The organism is Streptomyces sp. TRD_SC_5 (assembly GCF_056836825.1).
Window position 1 is genome coordinate 2,859,896 of sequence record NZ_JBWZZS010000001.1, and the last position, 13,742, is coordinate 2,873,637.

Here is a 13,742-nt window from a genome sequence, read left to right on the forward strand (position 1 = left end):
ACCGTCCGGCGATCAGACGGCTGCCGCCCTCGGTTCCGCCGGTGTTCCGGTGTGATTGGTCCACGTTGCCTGCCCCACGTCTATGGCTGCCAGATTACGGAGCGGAACCGGGCCGTGGAACCTCATACCCCTCAGGTGGCCCAATGTGATCGGTCGCCCCGGGCCTGGTGGGGGGCGGAGCGGGGGCCGTGGCCCGCAGGTCGCGTGCCTCCGGGAGGACCGCTCGGCCCGGCCCCCTCAGCCCGTCACGCGGTAGGCCTCCGTGGCCTGTTCGTAGATCTCGGTGATCTCGTCGCGCCGGGATTCCGGGCCGATCACCTGGACGACGTGGTACCGGTCGCCGACGATCATCGCGAGGTTACGGACGTACACATCGCGCCCACTGCTGTCCTGCCAGGTGAACTGGCCCTCGGCCATGGCCTGCTGACCCACGTCGATGCGGCGCAGACCGTTCTGCGTCGACCATGAGGAGTCCCTGACGGGCTGGAGTTCGCGCTCCTTCTTGAGCTGGTAGTCCATCGGGTCGCTGCCGTGCTCCTTGACGGAGTCGCGGCCGGGGACGACCAGCAGCTCGACGCCGTCGCCCCGGTAGCGGACCTGGCCGGCGTCGTTGACCGGCCGCCGCTCCCAGTCCTTGTCGACGGCGATCTGGAACCCCTCGGGGTCCTTGCGGACCTCGTACCCCTTGGCGACATCGGTGGCCGGGACGGAGGTCTGCGGCTGCTGGGAGCCGGGCGCCTGCTGCGGGGGCGGCGGCTTGGACGCGGTCCCGGCCGAGGGGCCGGGGGTGGTGGGCGCAGCGGTGCTCCGGGCATCGCCCGCGTTCTTGGGGTCGCCGCCCCGGCTTCCGTCCTGGCTTCCGCTCTGCTCACCGGCCTTCGGCATGAAGACCATGGCGTAGACGAGCGCGGCGGTCAGGCCGAGGAGGATCAGGAGGAGGAGCGTACGCCCGAGTGAACGCGGGCCGCCGCGCTGCTTCTTCTGGATCCGCGGCTCCTTGATGCGCGGCTCTCGGGGCGGACGGGGCGGCTTGGGCTCCCCCACCGCTCCTCTGGACTTGGTCTTCTTGTGCCGGTGACGACCGTGCACGTCCGACGACCCGCCACGGCGCTTGCGTACGAGCTCGCCCCGGCGGCGCACGATGGGAAGCCGCGCGGCGTCGACGGACGGCAGCGGCACGATGTCCGCACCGGCTTCCGGCTCGGGCGCGGACCGTACCAGCGAGCGGAGCCAGCCCCGCAGCTCCTCGAAGTCGGGCCGCTCGGTCGGGTCCTGACGCAGCAGCGACTCGACGACGGGCCGCAGCGCTCCGCACTCCTCGGCGAAGGCGGGCGGCTCGGCGCAGACGAGCTGCACCAGCTCTATGGCGCTCTCCTCCGGGTACGGCGCATGGCCCTGCACGGTACGGAAGAGGAGCGCGCCCAGGGCCCAGAGGTCGGTGGAGGGGCCGATGGGCGGGGCGAGCTGCCAGTTCTCGTGGACCGACCCGGCCTGCTCGGGCGCCCAGCGCTCGGTGACGGCGCCGACCACGGCGATCCGCGCCTGCCGCGCGCGCTCGGCGGCGAGCGGGGTGGCGGGTCCCCGGTACGCGGGGATCTGCCCGCCGTGCCCGTCCTGGCCGGCCTGGGTGCCCTGGCCGCTCTGACCGCTCGCCACGACCTCGTCCCAGCTCCGGGCCTGGGCGGGAGCGCCGTGGGCCTCGGGGCTGATGTGGCTTTGGCGGTGCGCCTGGTCCTGGCCTTGGCGTCCGCCCGAGCCCGGCACCTGGCCTTGGGCGGGGCCCTGGGCTCGGCGTAGGCCGTCGGCTCGCATTCCGTCGCCGGCGGCGGAGCGGGGGACCGCGCCGTGCCAGGAGTCGTCGAAGCCGCCGGAAGCGGGCGGGCGACGGCCGGCAGCGGCTCCGGAGCCTGCCGGGGCGGCGTTCGGCGCTCCGCCGGGCCCGGAGTGCCAACCGCTCGCGGTGCCTGGGCGGGTGCCCGGGGCGGCACCGGGGCGGGTGCCCGGGGCGGTGCCGTCCGGCTGGGTGCCGGTCGGCTCCGGCGCCGGTTCGATGGCGGGAGTGGGGTCGATGTCGACGTACGGGCTGATCGCGCGCGGGCCCCCGGCCGGTCGTGGCGCCGGGAGCGGGCCTGCGCCGCCCGGGTGCTGCTCCTCGTTGACCCGGGCCGCCGCGCGGGCTCCCGCGCGGTACGCCGCGATGGCCCCCGCGCGCGCGGCGCGGACCTCGGCGGCGGGGCTGCCGCCGCCCGCGGGCACAGCGGTGCGTACGCCAGGGCCGGGATCGGGAGCAGAGGCGTCACCGTACTGCGCGGCCGCCTCGTGCCCCGGAAGCGAACCGGAGCCGTGCGAACCGGAGCCGCCCCAACTGCCGCCGCCTTCATCCGCGTCCACCGCCGGCTCCGCCGGCAACGGCACGGGGGCGTACCCGCAGAGCGCTTCCTCCGCCGCCCCGGCCGCGAGCCCGGTCAGGACGATGCGGCCGTCGTCGCAGACGAGCACCGTGCGTACGGTGATGTTCCGATGGGTCCAGCCATGTGCGTGCAGCACCCGCAGAGCGGTCAGCACGTCGGCGGCGATCTCCGCCGCCCGGTAGGGATTCAGCGGCTTCTCGGCCAGCAGCGCCGCCAGCGGCCGCGCCGCCACCAGTTCACTCACTATCCACAGTGAGCCGCCCTCGGCGAAGACGTCGAAGACCTGGTCGAGCCTGGGGTGGTCGGGAATCTGCGCGGCGGCCTGCGCCGCCTCGATGGCCCGCCGTACGGCAGGATCCGTCGGCCGCCGCGTCGTCAGCCCGGCCGCGCGCCGTCTCGCCGCCGCGCCGCCACCGGCTTCGCCGTCCAGGAATTCCGCGTCCACGACCTCGGGTAACGGCACCTGGCGGACCAGGACTTCCTGGCCGCTGTATGTGTCGAATGCCCTGGTCTCGACCAGTTCGTACGCATCGGAAGGCGGCAACGGAAGGCGGTAGCGGTCGGCAAGCACCCGTCCCGCATAGTCGTCCACGACGCCTCCCCAGAGCGCGCTGTACCCCCGACCCGGTGACCACACCAAGTCGTCAATTCCGGTCGCGTACGGTCAGTCCACGAGGTCTCACGATACGTGGCCGGACCCGGCCGCGCCGCCGGGTCTCGGCAACCCGGCGGTTCCGTACGTCAGTCCTTCGGCTTGAACGTGTCGTGCGCGGTTTTCCGGAGCGTCCGGCACTCGTCGCCGTCCCACTCGCTCGCCTTGCAGGTGACCATGATCGAGTAGCCGCGCTTCGCGTCCACCTTGAAGCCCCGGTTGAGCACGTGCGTCCGCGTCCCGCCGCTGTCGCGCTCGAACTCCCAGTCGGCGGTGGTGGGGTAGCCGTTGTAGTCGACGGGCCGTATCCCGAGGTGCTTGTAGTTGTTGCTGGTCGCGGCGACCCCGACCTGGGCCGCGGCCCAGGCCGCCCGCGCGTCGTCCTGCGGGCTGGAGTTGAAGTCGACCTGGACGCGCGGGAAGCCGCCGTCCTTGTTGTATATGCCGCCGGAGTTCGAGCCCGCAATGTCGTTCCGCTCGAAACCCTTCGGCATCGCCATCGTGAAGTGGAACCGGTCGTCGCTGACCCTCACGTACCCCTCGGGCAGCCCGCCGTCCTTCGGCGGGTCGTCCGTCCTGGCGTCGTCCGCATCGCCCTGGCCGTCGTCGTCGTTGCCGTCGTCGTCGCCCTTGCCGGAGTCGTCGCCCGCAGAAGGCCCGGGAGACTTCTCCCCACTCCCGCCGTCCGCTTCCTTGCCCTTGTCCGTACCGCCCTTGGCGTCGCCGCCGGCAGTGGCGCCGCTCGAAGCGGACGGTTCGCCCTTGGGCTTGCCCTGCTGGTTGCCGTCCGAGCCGCCGGTCAACGCGACAGCGAGCACGGTGCCGAGCACGGCGAGCGCCGCGACGACCGCCACTATCACCAGCGTGCGTCGCGGCACGACATCGGTGAGCGAGGCACGCGCCGGCGGCCTCGCGCCCGCTCCGGGACCCGCCTCGGACCGTGCCTGGGACGCCTGCTTCTGCTTGGCCGCCTGGGCAGCCGCCGCGTTGCGTACGGACTTCAGCGCGCCCCGCACCCGCTCGCCCGTGGCGGGACCGTCGTCCGCCCCGGCGTTGCTCTTGGCCGGCCGCACCGCGCTGAGCACGTCCTCGGGCACGGGCGGCAGCGCCACCACCCGCGTCGCCTCCGGGGACGGCTCGGGCTCGGCGGGCTTGTCGGGCAGGTTGATCACGTCGTTGAGGAGGACGCGCGCGCCCGCCTCGTCGAGCCGCTCGTCGGGGTCCTTGGCCAGCAGGCCGTAGATGACCTCTTCCAGCGGGCCCGCGTTCTTCGGCGGGTCGAGCGGCTCGGTCATCACCGCCGTGAGGGTCGCGATCGCGGAGCCCTTGTCGTACGGCGGGGTGCCCTCGACCGACGCGTACAGCAGACCGCCCAGCGACCAGAGGTCGGCGGCCGGGCCCGGCTTGTGACCACGCGCCCGCTCCGGCGAGATATACGAGGGCGCGCCCACCAGCATGCCGGTCGACGTGATCGACGGGTCGCCCTCGACCTGCGCGATGCCGAAGTCGGTCAGGACGACCCGGCCGTCCTCGGAGATCAGTACGTTGGACGGCTTCACATCGCGGTGCAGGATGCCCTGGCGGTGCGCGGCACGCAGTACGTCGAGGATCGCGAGCCCGACTTCGGCGGCGCGACGCGGCGTCAGCAGCCCGTCCTGGCGCACGACGTCGGCCAGCGACTTGCCCTCGATCAGCTCCATGACGATCCACGGCCGGTCGTCCTCGTCGACCACGTCGTAGACGGTCACGGCACCGTTGTTACGGATCCGGGCGATCGCCTTCGCCTCACGCAGCGTGCGCGTGATGAGCCGGCGCTTCTCCTCGTCGTCGATGCTCGTGGGGAAGCGCAGTTCCTTCACTGCGACGGTGCGGCCCAGCGTCTCGTCGACCGCGCGCCAGACCGTACCCATGCCGCCCCGGCCGAGGACCTCTCCGAGCCGGTACCGCCCGGCGAGAAGACGCCCCTTGGGGTCCTTGGACTGCTCCGCCTCCGACATGCGTCCCCTCTGCGATCCCTGATCTTCGCCCGCGATGGCTGCGTTCCAGGGTGATGCAGTAACACGCCCTGGCAGAGCCTTCATTGTCCCTCACCGCGCGACCGATCGTGGTCCCGGGTCGCCGGGGCCCTTTCACAGCACGAACAAAAGGGACCACGCGCAGGTCAAAGCAGTATCAGGGCAGCTCCACCGAACCTCCCCGCCACCTTGCCGAGTTCGCCGCATTACGGCCAGTCACGGAATCGGCCCGCCGAATCGGCTCACTGGATCGGCGCGATGTCCGGCGCTCCCAGCCGTGCCGCGTCGGCCGTCAGATCGTCCGGCTGGCGCTGCGACTCCCGCTCCGCCTCGACCCGCTTCTCGTAGTGCTCGACCTCCTTCGCGATGTGCTCCTTGTCCCAGCCGAGCACCGGCGCCATCAGCTCCGCGCACTCCCGCGCACTGCGTGTCCCCCGGTCGAAGGTCTCGATGGAGATGCGCGTACGCCGGGTCAGTACGTCGTCCAGGTGCCGCGCCCCTTCGTGCGAGGCGGCGTACACGATCTCCGCCCGCAGATAGTCGTCCGCCGCGCTCAGCGGGTCGCCCAGCGACGGGTCACGGGCGATCAGCTCCAGCACCTCCTCGGCCAGCGATCCGTACCGGTTCAACAGGTGTTCCACGCGCACCACATGAAGCCCCGTCCGCGCCGCGATCCGCGCCCGCGCGTTCCACCGGGCCCGGTACCCCTCGGCGCCCGCGAGCGGCACGTCCTCCGTGACGCACTCGGCGACCCGCTGGTCGAGCGCGTGCACCGCCTCGTCCACGGCGTCCTTCGCCATCACGCGGTACGTCGTGTACTTGCCGCCCGCGACCACGACGAGCCCGGGCACGGGGTGCGCCACCGTGTGCTCGCGCGAGAGTTTGCTGGTGGCGTCCGACTCCCCGGCCAGCAGCGGCCGCAGGCCGGCGTACACGCCCTGCACGTCGTCGCGCGTGAGCGGCACCGCCAGCACCGAGTTCACATGCTCCAGCAGGTAGTCGATGTCCGCGCTGGAGGCCGCCGGATGTGCCTTGTCGAGGTCCCAGTCGGTGTCGGTCGTGCCCACGATCCAGTGCCGTCCCCACGGGATGACGAACAGCACGGACTTCTCGGTCCGCAGGATCAGTCCGGTCGACGAGTGGATGCGGTCCTTCGGCACGACCAGATGAATGCCCTTGGACGCCCGCACATGGAACTGCCCGCGCTCGCCGATCAGCGCCTGCGTGTCGTCCGTCCACACGCCGGTCGCGTTGACGACCTGCTTCGCCCGGACCTCGTACTCGCCGCCGCCCTCCACATCCTGGACCCGTGCCCCGACGACGCGCTCGCCCTCCCGCAGAAAGCCGACGACGCGTGCCCGGTTGGCGACCTGCGCGCCGTACTGCGACGCCGTGCGCACCAGCGTCGTCACATAGCGCGCGTCGTCCATCTGGGCGTCGTAATACTGCAGGGCGCCGACCAGGGCGTCCTTCTTCAGCGCGGGAGCGACCCGCAGGGCGCGCTTGCGCGAGAGGTGACGGTGCATCGGCAGTCCGCGCCCGTGCCCGGACGACACCGACATCGCGTCGTACAGCGCCACACCGGACCCGGCGTACCACCGCTCCCATCCCTTGTGCTGGAGCGGGTAGAGGAACGGCACGGGCTTCACCAGATGCGGCGCCAGCCGCTCCAGCAGCAGTCCGCGCTCCTTCAGCGCCTCCCGTACGAGCGCGAAGTCGAGCATCTCCAGGTAGCGCAGGCCGCCGTGGATCAGCTTGCTCGACCGGCTCGACGTGCCCGAGGCCCAGTCCCGTGCCTCGACCAGTCCGGTCGACAGGCCGCGCGTGACGGCGTCGAGAGCCGTCCCCGCACCGACCACTCCGGCGCCCACGACGAGCACGTCCAGTTCACGCTCGGCCATCGCCGCGAGCGCCTCGGCGCGCTCGGCGGGTCCCAGTGTCGCTGTCCTCACTGCTGCCTCCCGTAGTGGTCGGGGCGGCCGGGATCACATCCCTGCCTCCTCGATTCTGTCTGTGCTGCCCGTCTTCAGCCACCGCCTGTGGATGTCTGTGGACAACACTCCCGCGCCCCGGCCTCACACAATGCCGCATAACGGTCATATTTACGCTTAGTCTGAAATTGCGCTCGCTCGAACTGTCCACAGGGCTTGCGCGTTGCCTCCCCTCCGGCTATTGGGAAGGACGGCCCACCGCCATGCCCGCAGATCTCGCCGTCATCGGTCTCGGCCACCTCGGCCTGCCCCTCGCCCAGGCCGCAGTCGCCTCCGGCATCGACACCATCGGCTACGACACCGACCCACGCCTGCTCACCGACCTCGCCGCTGGGCGCGCCCCGGGCGACGGCTCCCTCACCGCCGCCGACCTGCGCCGCATGCTCGCCGGCGGTTTCCGTACCGTCAGAGCCCCGGCCGAGCTCGGCCGGGTCCGTACCGCCGTCATCTGCGCCCCCACCCCGCTCGGCGCCGACCGTACGCTCGACCTGAGCGCCGTCGGAGAGGCCGCCAAGGCCCTGGCGGCGCAACTGCGCCCGCACACCACCGTGCTGCTCGAATCCGCCGCGTACCCCGGCACCACGGAAGAATTCCTGCGCCCCATCCTGGAAGAGGGGTCCGGACTGCGCGCCGGCCGCGACTTCCACCTCGCGTACTCCCCCAGTCGGGTGGATCCGGGCAGCCGGCTGCCCAGTTACGCCAACACGCCGCAGGTCATCGGCGGCCTCACCCCCGCCTGCACCGAATCGGCCGCCGCCTTCTACGGGCGCCTCACCGACAAGGTGGTCCGGGCGCGCGGACCGCGCGAGGCCGAGACCGTCGGCGTACTCGAAACGAACTACCGGCACGTGAACATCGCCCTGGTCAACGAGATGGCCGTGCTCTGCCACGACCTCGGCGTGGACCTCTGGGACGTCATCCGCTGCGCCGAGACCAAGCCCTTCGGCTTCCAGGCGTTCCGCCCGGGGCCCGGCGTGGGCGGCCACGGCGTACCCGTCGACCCCAACTACATCCCGCACGGCAGCCGCACCCCCGGCCATCCGCTGCGCATGGTCGGGCTCGCGCAGGAGATCAACGGCCGCATGCCGCAGTACGTCATCCAGCGCTGCGCCACGCTCCTCAACGAGCACGGCAAATCCGCGCGCGGCGCCCGGATCCTGCTGCTCGGCATCACGTACAAGCCGGACCTCGCCGACCAGCAGGGCTCCCCCGCGCAGGAGATCGCCACCCGCCTGATGGACCTGGGCGCCCAGATCGGCTACCACGACCCGCTCGTCCCCGACTGGCGCGTACGTGACACCCCGGTCCCCCGCGCCGACTCCCTCTACGAGGCGGCCGCCAACGCGGACCTGACGGTGCTTCTGCAGAACCACCGTACGTACGACCTCCAGGCCCTCGCGGTGAAGGCCCAGCTCCTCCTCGACACCCGAGGCGCGTCCCCGACGGGCGCGAGTCACCGCCTCTGAGCACCGGAGTGCGCGTACAACAATTGTTGGACAGTTGCTTCACGGCGCGCTAGCCTCGAAGTATGGCGACGACCATAGGGTTCCGACCCACCGACGAGGACGAGCGCATCATCCGCACCGCAATGCGCGAAGGCGAGCGCACCAGCGACGTAATCCGGCGCGCGCTGCGATTGCTGGAGCGGGAGGTCTGGCTGAGCCAGGCCCGTGCCGACGCAGAACGGCTGGCCGACGAGGACTTGAACGCCGAAGCGGACGCCTGGTGATCCGAGGTGCCGTGTACCGGGTGGACCTCGGCGACGCGAAACGCGGCCACGAGCAGCGCGGCAGGCGATACGGCCTGGTGCTGAGCCCCACTTCCATGCCGTGGACCGTGGCCACCGTCGTCCCCACGTCGACGAGCGCACAGCAGTCCGTCTTCCGCCCGGAAATCGAGGTCGAGGGAGTCCTGACGCGGCTGCTCGTGGACCAGATCCGCACGGTCGACATCTCATTCATCCACGGCGACCCGGTGCACTACCTGGACCGCGACGAGCTCGCCGAGGTGGAGCACGCGGTCAGCCAGTACCTCGGCCTCTGAACGCCGGCGGGCCCGGACCGTCACCGTGGTCCGGGCCCGCTCGCGTTCGTAGGCAGAAGGTCAGCGCTTGTGCTCGGCCGGGGAGACCGTCACCTCGACGCGCTGGAACTCCTTCAGCTCGCTGTAGCCCGTCGTCGCCATCGAGCGGCGCAGCGCGCCGAACAGGTTCATCGAACCGTCCGGGGTGTGCGACGGGCCGAGGAGGATCTCCTCGGTCGTGCCGACCGCGCCCAGGTCCATGCGCTTTCCGCGCGGCACGTCCTCGTGGACGGCCTCCATGCCCCAGTGGTGGCCGCGGCCGGGCGCGTCCGTCGCGCGGGCCAGCGGGGAGCCCATCATCACGGCGTCCGCGCCGCAGGCGATGGCCTTCGGCAGGTCGCCGGACCAGCCGACGCCGCCGTCGGCGATGACGTGCACGTACCGGCCGCCGGACTCGTCCATGTAGTCGCGGCGAGCCGCGGCCACGTCGGCGACCGCGGTCGCCATCGGGACCTGGATGCCCAGCACGTTGCGCGTGGTGTGCGCGGCGCCGCCGCCGAAGCCGACGAGGACACCGGCCGCGCCCGTACGCATCAGGTGCAGCGCGGCGGTGTACGTCGCGCAGCCGCCCACGATGACCGGGACGTCGAGCTCGTAGATGAACTGCTTGAGGTTCAGCGGCTCGGCGGCGCCCGACACGTGCTCGGCGGAGACCGTGGTCCCGCGGATCACGAAGATGTCGACACCGGCGTCGACGACGGCCTTGGAGAACTCGGCCGTACGCTGCGGAGACAGCGCGGCGGCGGTGACGACACCCGAGTCGCGCACCTCCTTGATGCGCTGGCCGATCAGGTCCGCCTTGATGGGGGCGGCGTAGATCTCCTGGAGGCGGCGGGTCGCGGTCTCGTCGTCGAGCTCCGCGATCTCCTGGAGCAGCGGCTCCGGGTCCTCGTACCGCGTCCACAGGCCTTCGAGGTTCAGTACGCCCAGACCGCCCAGCTCACCGATGCGGATCGCGGTCTGCGGCGAGACGACCGAGTCCATCGGAGCGGCCAGGAACGGCAGCTCGAAACGATAGGCGTCGATCTGCCAGGCGATCGAGACCTCCTTCGGGTCCCGGGTGCGCCGGCTCGGCACGATGGCGATGTCGTCGAACGCGTACGCCCTGCGGCCGCGCTTGCCGCGCCCGATCTCGATCTCAGTCACGTATGTGGCCTTTCCCTCTTGGTATGCCGCTCCAGTATCCCCGACACACACGACAGGGGCGGCTCCGGGAATCTCCGGGGCCGCCCCTCAGCGTGTACGTGCGAGGTTACTTCCTGCTGTAGTTCGGCGCTTCGACGGTCATCTGGATGTCGTGCGGGTGGCTCTCCTTGAGACCCGCGGACGTGATCCGTACGAACCGGCCGTTCTGCTGAAGCTCCGGAATCGTCCGGCCGCCGACATAGAACATCGACTGACGCAGGCCGCCCGCGAGCTGGTGCACGACGGCGGAGAGCGGACCCCGGTAGGGCACCTGGCCCTCGATGCCCTCGGGCACGAGCTTGTCGTCGGCGCCGACGCCCTCCTGGAAGTAACGGTCCTTCGAGTACGACTTCGCCTGGCCGCGGGACTGCATCGCGCCGAGCGAACCCATGCCGCGGTACGACTTGAACTGCTTGCCGTTGATGAACATCAACTCGCCCGGCGACTCCTCGCAGCCCGCGAGCAGCGAGCCGAGCATCACCGTGTCGGCGCCCGCGACGATCGCCTTGGCGATGTCGCCGGAGTACTGGAGGCCGCCGTCGCCGATGACCGGCACACCGGCCGCCTTCGCGGCGAGCGAGGCTTCGTAGATCGCGGTGACCTGCGGTACGCCGATGCCGGCGACGACGCGGGTCGTACAGATGGAGCCGGGTCCGACGCCGACCTTGATGCCGTCGCAGCCGGCGTCGATGAGCGCCTGGGCGCCGTCGCGGGTGGCGACGTTGCCGCCGATGACGTCGACGGACCAGTTCGACTTGATCTTGGAGACCATGTCGCCGACCAGCCGGGAGTGACCGTGGGCCGTGTCGACGACGATGAAGTCGGCGCCCGCCTCGATCAGCGCGCTCGCGCGCTCGTACGCGTCACCCGCGACACCCACGGCCGCGCCGACGAGCAGCCGGCCCTCGGCGTCCTTGGCCGCGTTCGGGTACTTCTCGGCCTTGACGAAGTCCTTGACGGTGATGAGGCCCTTGAGGATGCCCGCGTCGTCGACCAGCGGAAGCTTCTCGATCTTGTGGCGGCGCAGCAGCTGGACCGCGTCGACGCGGGAGATGCCGACCTTGCCGGTGACGAGCGGCATCGGCGTCATGATCTCGCGGACCTGGCGCGAGCGGTCGGTCTCGAAGGCCATGTCGCGGTTGGTCACGATGCCGAGCAGCTTGCCCGCCGGGTCGGTCACCGGCACGCCGCTGATGCGGAACTTGGCGCACAGCTCGTCGGCCTCACCGAGCGTGGTGTCCGGGCGCACGGTGATCGGGTCGGTCACCATGCCGGACTCGGAGCGCTTGACGAGGTCGACCTGGTTGGCCTGGTCGGCGATCGAGAGGTTGCGGTGCAGCACACCGACACCGCCCTGGCGGGCCATGGCGATGGCCATGCGGGCCTCGGTGACCTTGTCCATCGCGGCGGACAGCAGCGGGACGTTCACCCGTACGTTCTTCGAGATGTACGAGGAGGTGTCGATCTGGTCGGGGGCCATGTCCGACGCGCCGGGCAGCAGCAGCACGTCGTCGTAGGTCAGCCCGAGCATCGCGAACTTCTCGGGCACTCCATCGACGTTGGCAGTCATGCCTGACACCTTCCCAAATGGTCTTGCTCGGCGCGGATGTCCATGCTAACGGGATCGTGGGGTGTCTCATTCCACGAGCAAGATCACCCACCGAGTTCGTACGTTCGCACGGGACGCCGACGGCCGTGTGCGGCCCCGTTGCGGCCCGGCTACTGCCCTGCGAGCGCGCGCAGGCGGCTGAGGGCACGGTGCTGCGCGACCCGAACGGCGCCCGGAGACATGCCGAGCATCTGCCCGGTCTCCTCGGCGGTCAGCCCGACCGCGACCCGCAGCACCAGCAGCTCGCGCTGCGCCTGGGGAAGATTCGCCAGAAGTTTCTTGGCCCACTCGGCGTCGCTGCTCAGCAGCGCCCGCTCCTCGGGGCCCAGCGAGTCGTCGGGCCGCTCCGGCATCTCGTCGGACGGCACGGCGGTCGACCCGGGGTGGCGCATCGCGGCCCGCTGGAGGTCGGCGACCTTGTGCGCGGCGATCGCGAAGACGAAGGCCTCGAAGGGCCTGCCGGTGTCTTTGTAGCGTGGCAGCGCCATCAGGACCGCGACGCAGACTTCCTGCGCCAGGTCCTCCACGAAGTGACGGGCATCACCGGGCAGCCGGCTCAGCCGGGTGCGGCAGTACCGCAGCGCCAGTGGGTGGACGCGGGCCAGCAGGTCGTGCGTCGCCTGCTCGTCGCCCTCGACCGCACGTCGGACGAGTGCACCGATCACCGTCGTCTCGTCGTCGCGCATCGGTCCATGGTGCCTTGGTGCCGAGGCATCCGCGGCACCACGTCCGTAGTTGTGCACCGAAGCGTTATGAGCAGGTACGCCGGAACTCATCTCCTGAGCCCTCCCCTCCCGCTCGACCGAATCGTCCCCGAGGAACTCCACCCCTCAAGGATGCGGCATCGGCGGCGGAAAGGGGCACGGGCGTCCGTCACCCCGCCCGCCGGGTGGCGGACGGGGATCGTGACACCCGCGCGGTTGCGCACCGGCCCGGTCCTATCGGACCAGGCCCCAGCGGAATCCGAGCGCGACCGCGTGCGCCCGGTCCGAGGCGCCGAGTTTCTTGAAGAGCCGCCGGGCGTGGGTCTTGACCGTGTCCTCCGAGAGGAAGAGCTCCCGGCCGATCTCCGCGTTGGACCGTCCGTGGCTCATGCCTTCGAGCACCTGGATCTCACGCGCCGTGAGCGTCGGGGCCGCACCCATCTCCGCCGACCTGAGCCGGCGCGGGGCGAGCCGCCAGGTCGGGTCGGCGAGCGCCTGGGTGACGGTCGCCCTCAATTCGGCGCGCGAGGCGTCCTTGTGCAGGTAGCCGCGGGCGCCGGCGGCGACCGCGAGCGCGACGCCGTCGAGATCCTCGGCGACCGTGAGCATGATGATCCGGGCGCCCGGGTCTGCGGAGAGCAGCCGTCGCACGGTCTCGACGCCGCCCAGACCGGGCATGCGTACGTCCATCAGAATCAGGTCCGAGCGGTCGGCGCCCCAGCGGCGGAGAACTTCTTCACCGTTGGCCGCTGTCGTCACGCGCTCGACGCCGGGCACGGTCGCGACCGCGCGGCGGAGCGCCTCTCGGGCAAGCGGGGAGTCGTCGCAGACGAGGACGGATGTCATGACTGTCCTCCGCGGCTCTCACAGCAGCTGCGCGTCACCTTGAGCCTCCAGGCTGGTACATATTTCGTCACCTGTGCGATTGACGCTCTCGGACATCTGCCCGATCGCTTGTTCTTTCAACCGCCTCGCACTCTCAACGACGGTCACTCGAAAGAGTTACGGGTCGGACGGGCGCCATCGGCACTCTACGTGAGGGTTCGGTTGCACAGAAGCGCATCGGGCGTCGCCATGCCCCCTAAGTAAAGCT

General features: G+C 71.1%; 10 protein-coding genes. 3 read left to right on the top strand and 7 right to left on the bottom strand.

Features of this window, described 5'->3' with window-relative positions; genetic code table 11:
* Positions 1-237: 237 nt before the first annotated feature.
* The 3 genes from AC1P0E_RS13110 to AC1P0E_RS13120 form a co-directional block, all read right to left on the bottom strand.
* On the bottom strand, positions 238-3,003 hold the full coding sequence (locus tag AC1P0E_RS13110; protein WP_482742363.1) for a protein kinase: 2,766 nt from the start codon (positions 3,001-3,003) through the stop codon (positions 238-240).
* Between the two features lie 149 nt (positions 3,004-3,152).
* The gene (locus AC1P0E_RS13115; protein ID WP_482742364.1) at positions 3,153-5,060 is read right to left on the bottom strand and encodes a serine/threonine-protein kinase; all 1,908 of its coding nucleotides are present in this window, start codon (positions 5,058-5,060) and stop codon (positions 3,153-3,155) included.
* A 260-nt stretch (positions 5,061-5,320) separates the two neighbouring features.
* The gene (locus AC1P0E_RS13120) at positions 5,321-7,030 is read right to left on the bottom strand and encodes a glycerol-3-phosphate dehydrogenase/oxidase (protein WP_482742365.1); all 1,710 of its coding nucleotides are present in this window, start codon (positions 7,028-7,030) and stop codon (positions 5,321-5,323) included.
* A gap of 242 nt (positions 7,031-7,272) precedes the next feature.
* Between AC1P0E_RS13120 and AC1P0E_RS13125 the strand changes: the two genes are divergently transcribed.
* The 3 genes from AC1P0E_RS13125 to AC1P0E_RS13135 all read left to right on the top strand — a co-directional run bounded on the left by AC1P0E_RS13125 (position 7,273) and on the right by AC1P0E_RS13135 (position 9,112).
* On the top strand, positions 7,273-8,535 hold the full coding sequence (locus tag AC1P0E_RS13125; RefSeq protein WP_482742366.1) for a nucleotide sugar dehydrogenase: 1,263 nt from the start codon (positions 7,273-7,275) through the stop codon (positions 8,533-8,535).
* 62 nt (positions 8,536-8,597) lie between these two features.
* Positions 8,598-8,798 (top strand): hypothetical protein, encoded by a 201-nt coding sequence (locus AC1P0E_RS13130; protein WP_482742367.1) that lies wholly within the window; start codon positions 8,598-8,600, stop codon positions 8,796-8,798.
* Positions 8,795-9,112 carry a type II toxin-antitoxin system PemK/MazF family toxin gene (locus AC1P0E_RS13135; RefSeq protein WP_482742368.1) on the top strand — a complete coding sequence of 106 codons (318 nt, stop codon included), beginning with the start codon at positions 8,795-8,797 and terminating at the stop codon, positions 9,110-9,112. The genes AC1P0E_RS13130 and AC1P0E_RS13135 overlap by 4 nt, the downstream gene beginning before the upstream one ends.
* Before the next feature lie 60 nt (positions 9,113-9,172).
* On the opposite strand, the gene AC1P0E_RS13140 is transcribed toward AC1P0E_RS13135, so the two are convergent.
* From AC1P0E_RS13140 to AC1P0E_RS13155, 4 genes are all read right to left on the bottom strand, one after another.
* The gene (locus tag AC1P0E_RS13140) at positions 9,173-10,297 is read right to left on the bottom strand and encodes a GuaB3 family IMP dehydrogenase-related protein (protein WP_028812319.1); all 1,125 of its coding nucleotides are present in this window, start codon (positions 10,295-10,297) and stop codon (positions 9,173-9,175) included.
* A gap of 106 nt (positions 10,298-10,403) precedes the next feature.
* Positions 10,404-11,906: an IMP dehydrogenase gene (gene guaB / locus AC1P0E_RS13145; protein WP_482742369.1), complete on the bottom strand. Its 1,503-nt coding sequence runs from the start codon at positions 11,904-11,906 to the stop codon at positions 10,404-10,406.
* A gap of 149 nt (positions 11,907-12,055) precedes the next feature.
* Positions 12,056-12,631, bottom strand: coding sequence for a sigma-70 family RNA polymerase sigma factor (locus tag AC1P0E_RS13150; RefSeq protein ID WP_028812321.1), 576 nt, complete (start codon positions 12,629-12,631; stop codon positions 12,056-12,058).
* Positions 12,632-12,883: 252 nt separating this feature from the next.
* Complete coding sequence (locus AC1P0E_RS13155; RefSeq protein WP_003948568.1) at positions 12,884-13,495, bottom strand: response regulator transcription factor; 612 nt, start codon at positions 13,493-13,495, stop codon at positions 12,884-12,886.
* Positions 13,496-13,742 lie beyond the last annotated feature (247 nt).

Bases quoted from the DNA above. Each gene is read 5' to 3' on its own strand.
- AC1P0E_RS13115 (WP_482742364.1), bottom strand. From the start codon at position 5,060: ATGTCGGAGGCGGAGCAGTCCAAGGACCCCAAGGGGCGTCTTCTCGCC.
- AC1P0E_RS13125 (WP_482742366.1), top strand. From the start codon at position 7,273: ATGCCCGCAGATCTCGCCGTCATCGGTCTCGGCCACCTCGGCCTGCCC.
- AC1P0E_RS13130 (WP_482742367.1), top strand. From the start codon at position 8,598: ATGGCGACGACCATAGGGTTCCGACCCACCGACGAGGACGAGCGCATC.
- guaB (WP_482742369.1), bottom strand. From the start codon at position 11,906: ATGACTGCCAACGTCGATGGAGTGCCCGAGAAGTTCGCGATGCTCGGG.
- AC1P0E_RS13150 (WP_028812321.1), bottom strand. From the start codon at position 12,631: ATGCGCGACGACGAGACGACGGTGATCGGTGCACTCGTCCGACGTGCG.
- AC1P0E_RS13155 (WP_003948568.1), bottom strand. From the start codon at position 13,495: ATGACATCCGTCCTCGTCTGCGACGACTCCCCGCTTGCCCGAGAGGCG.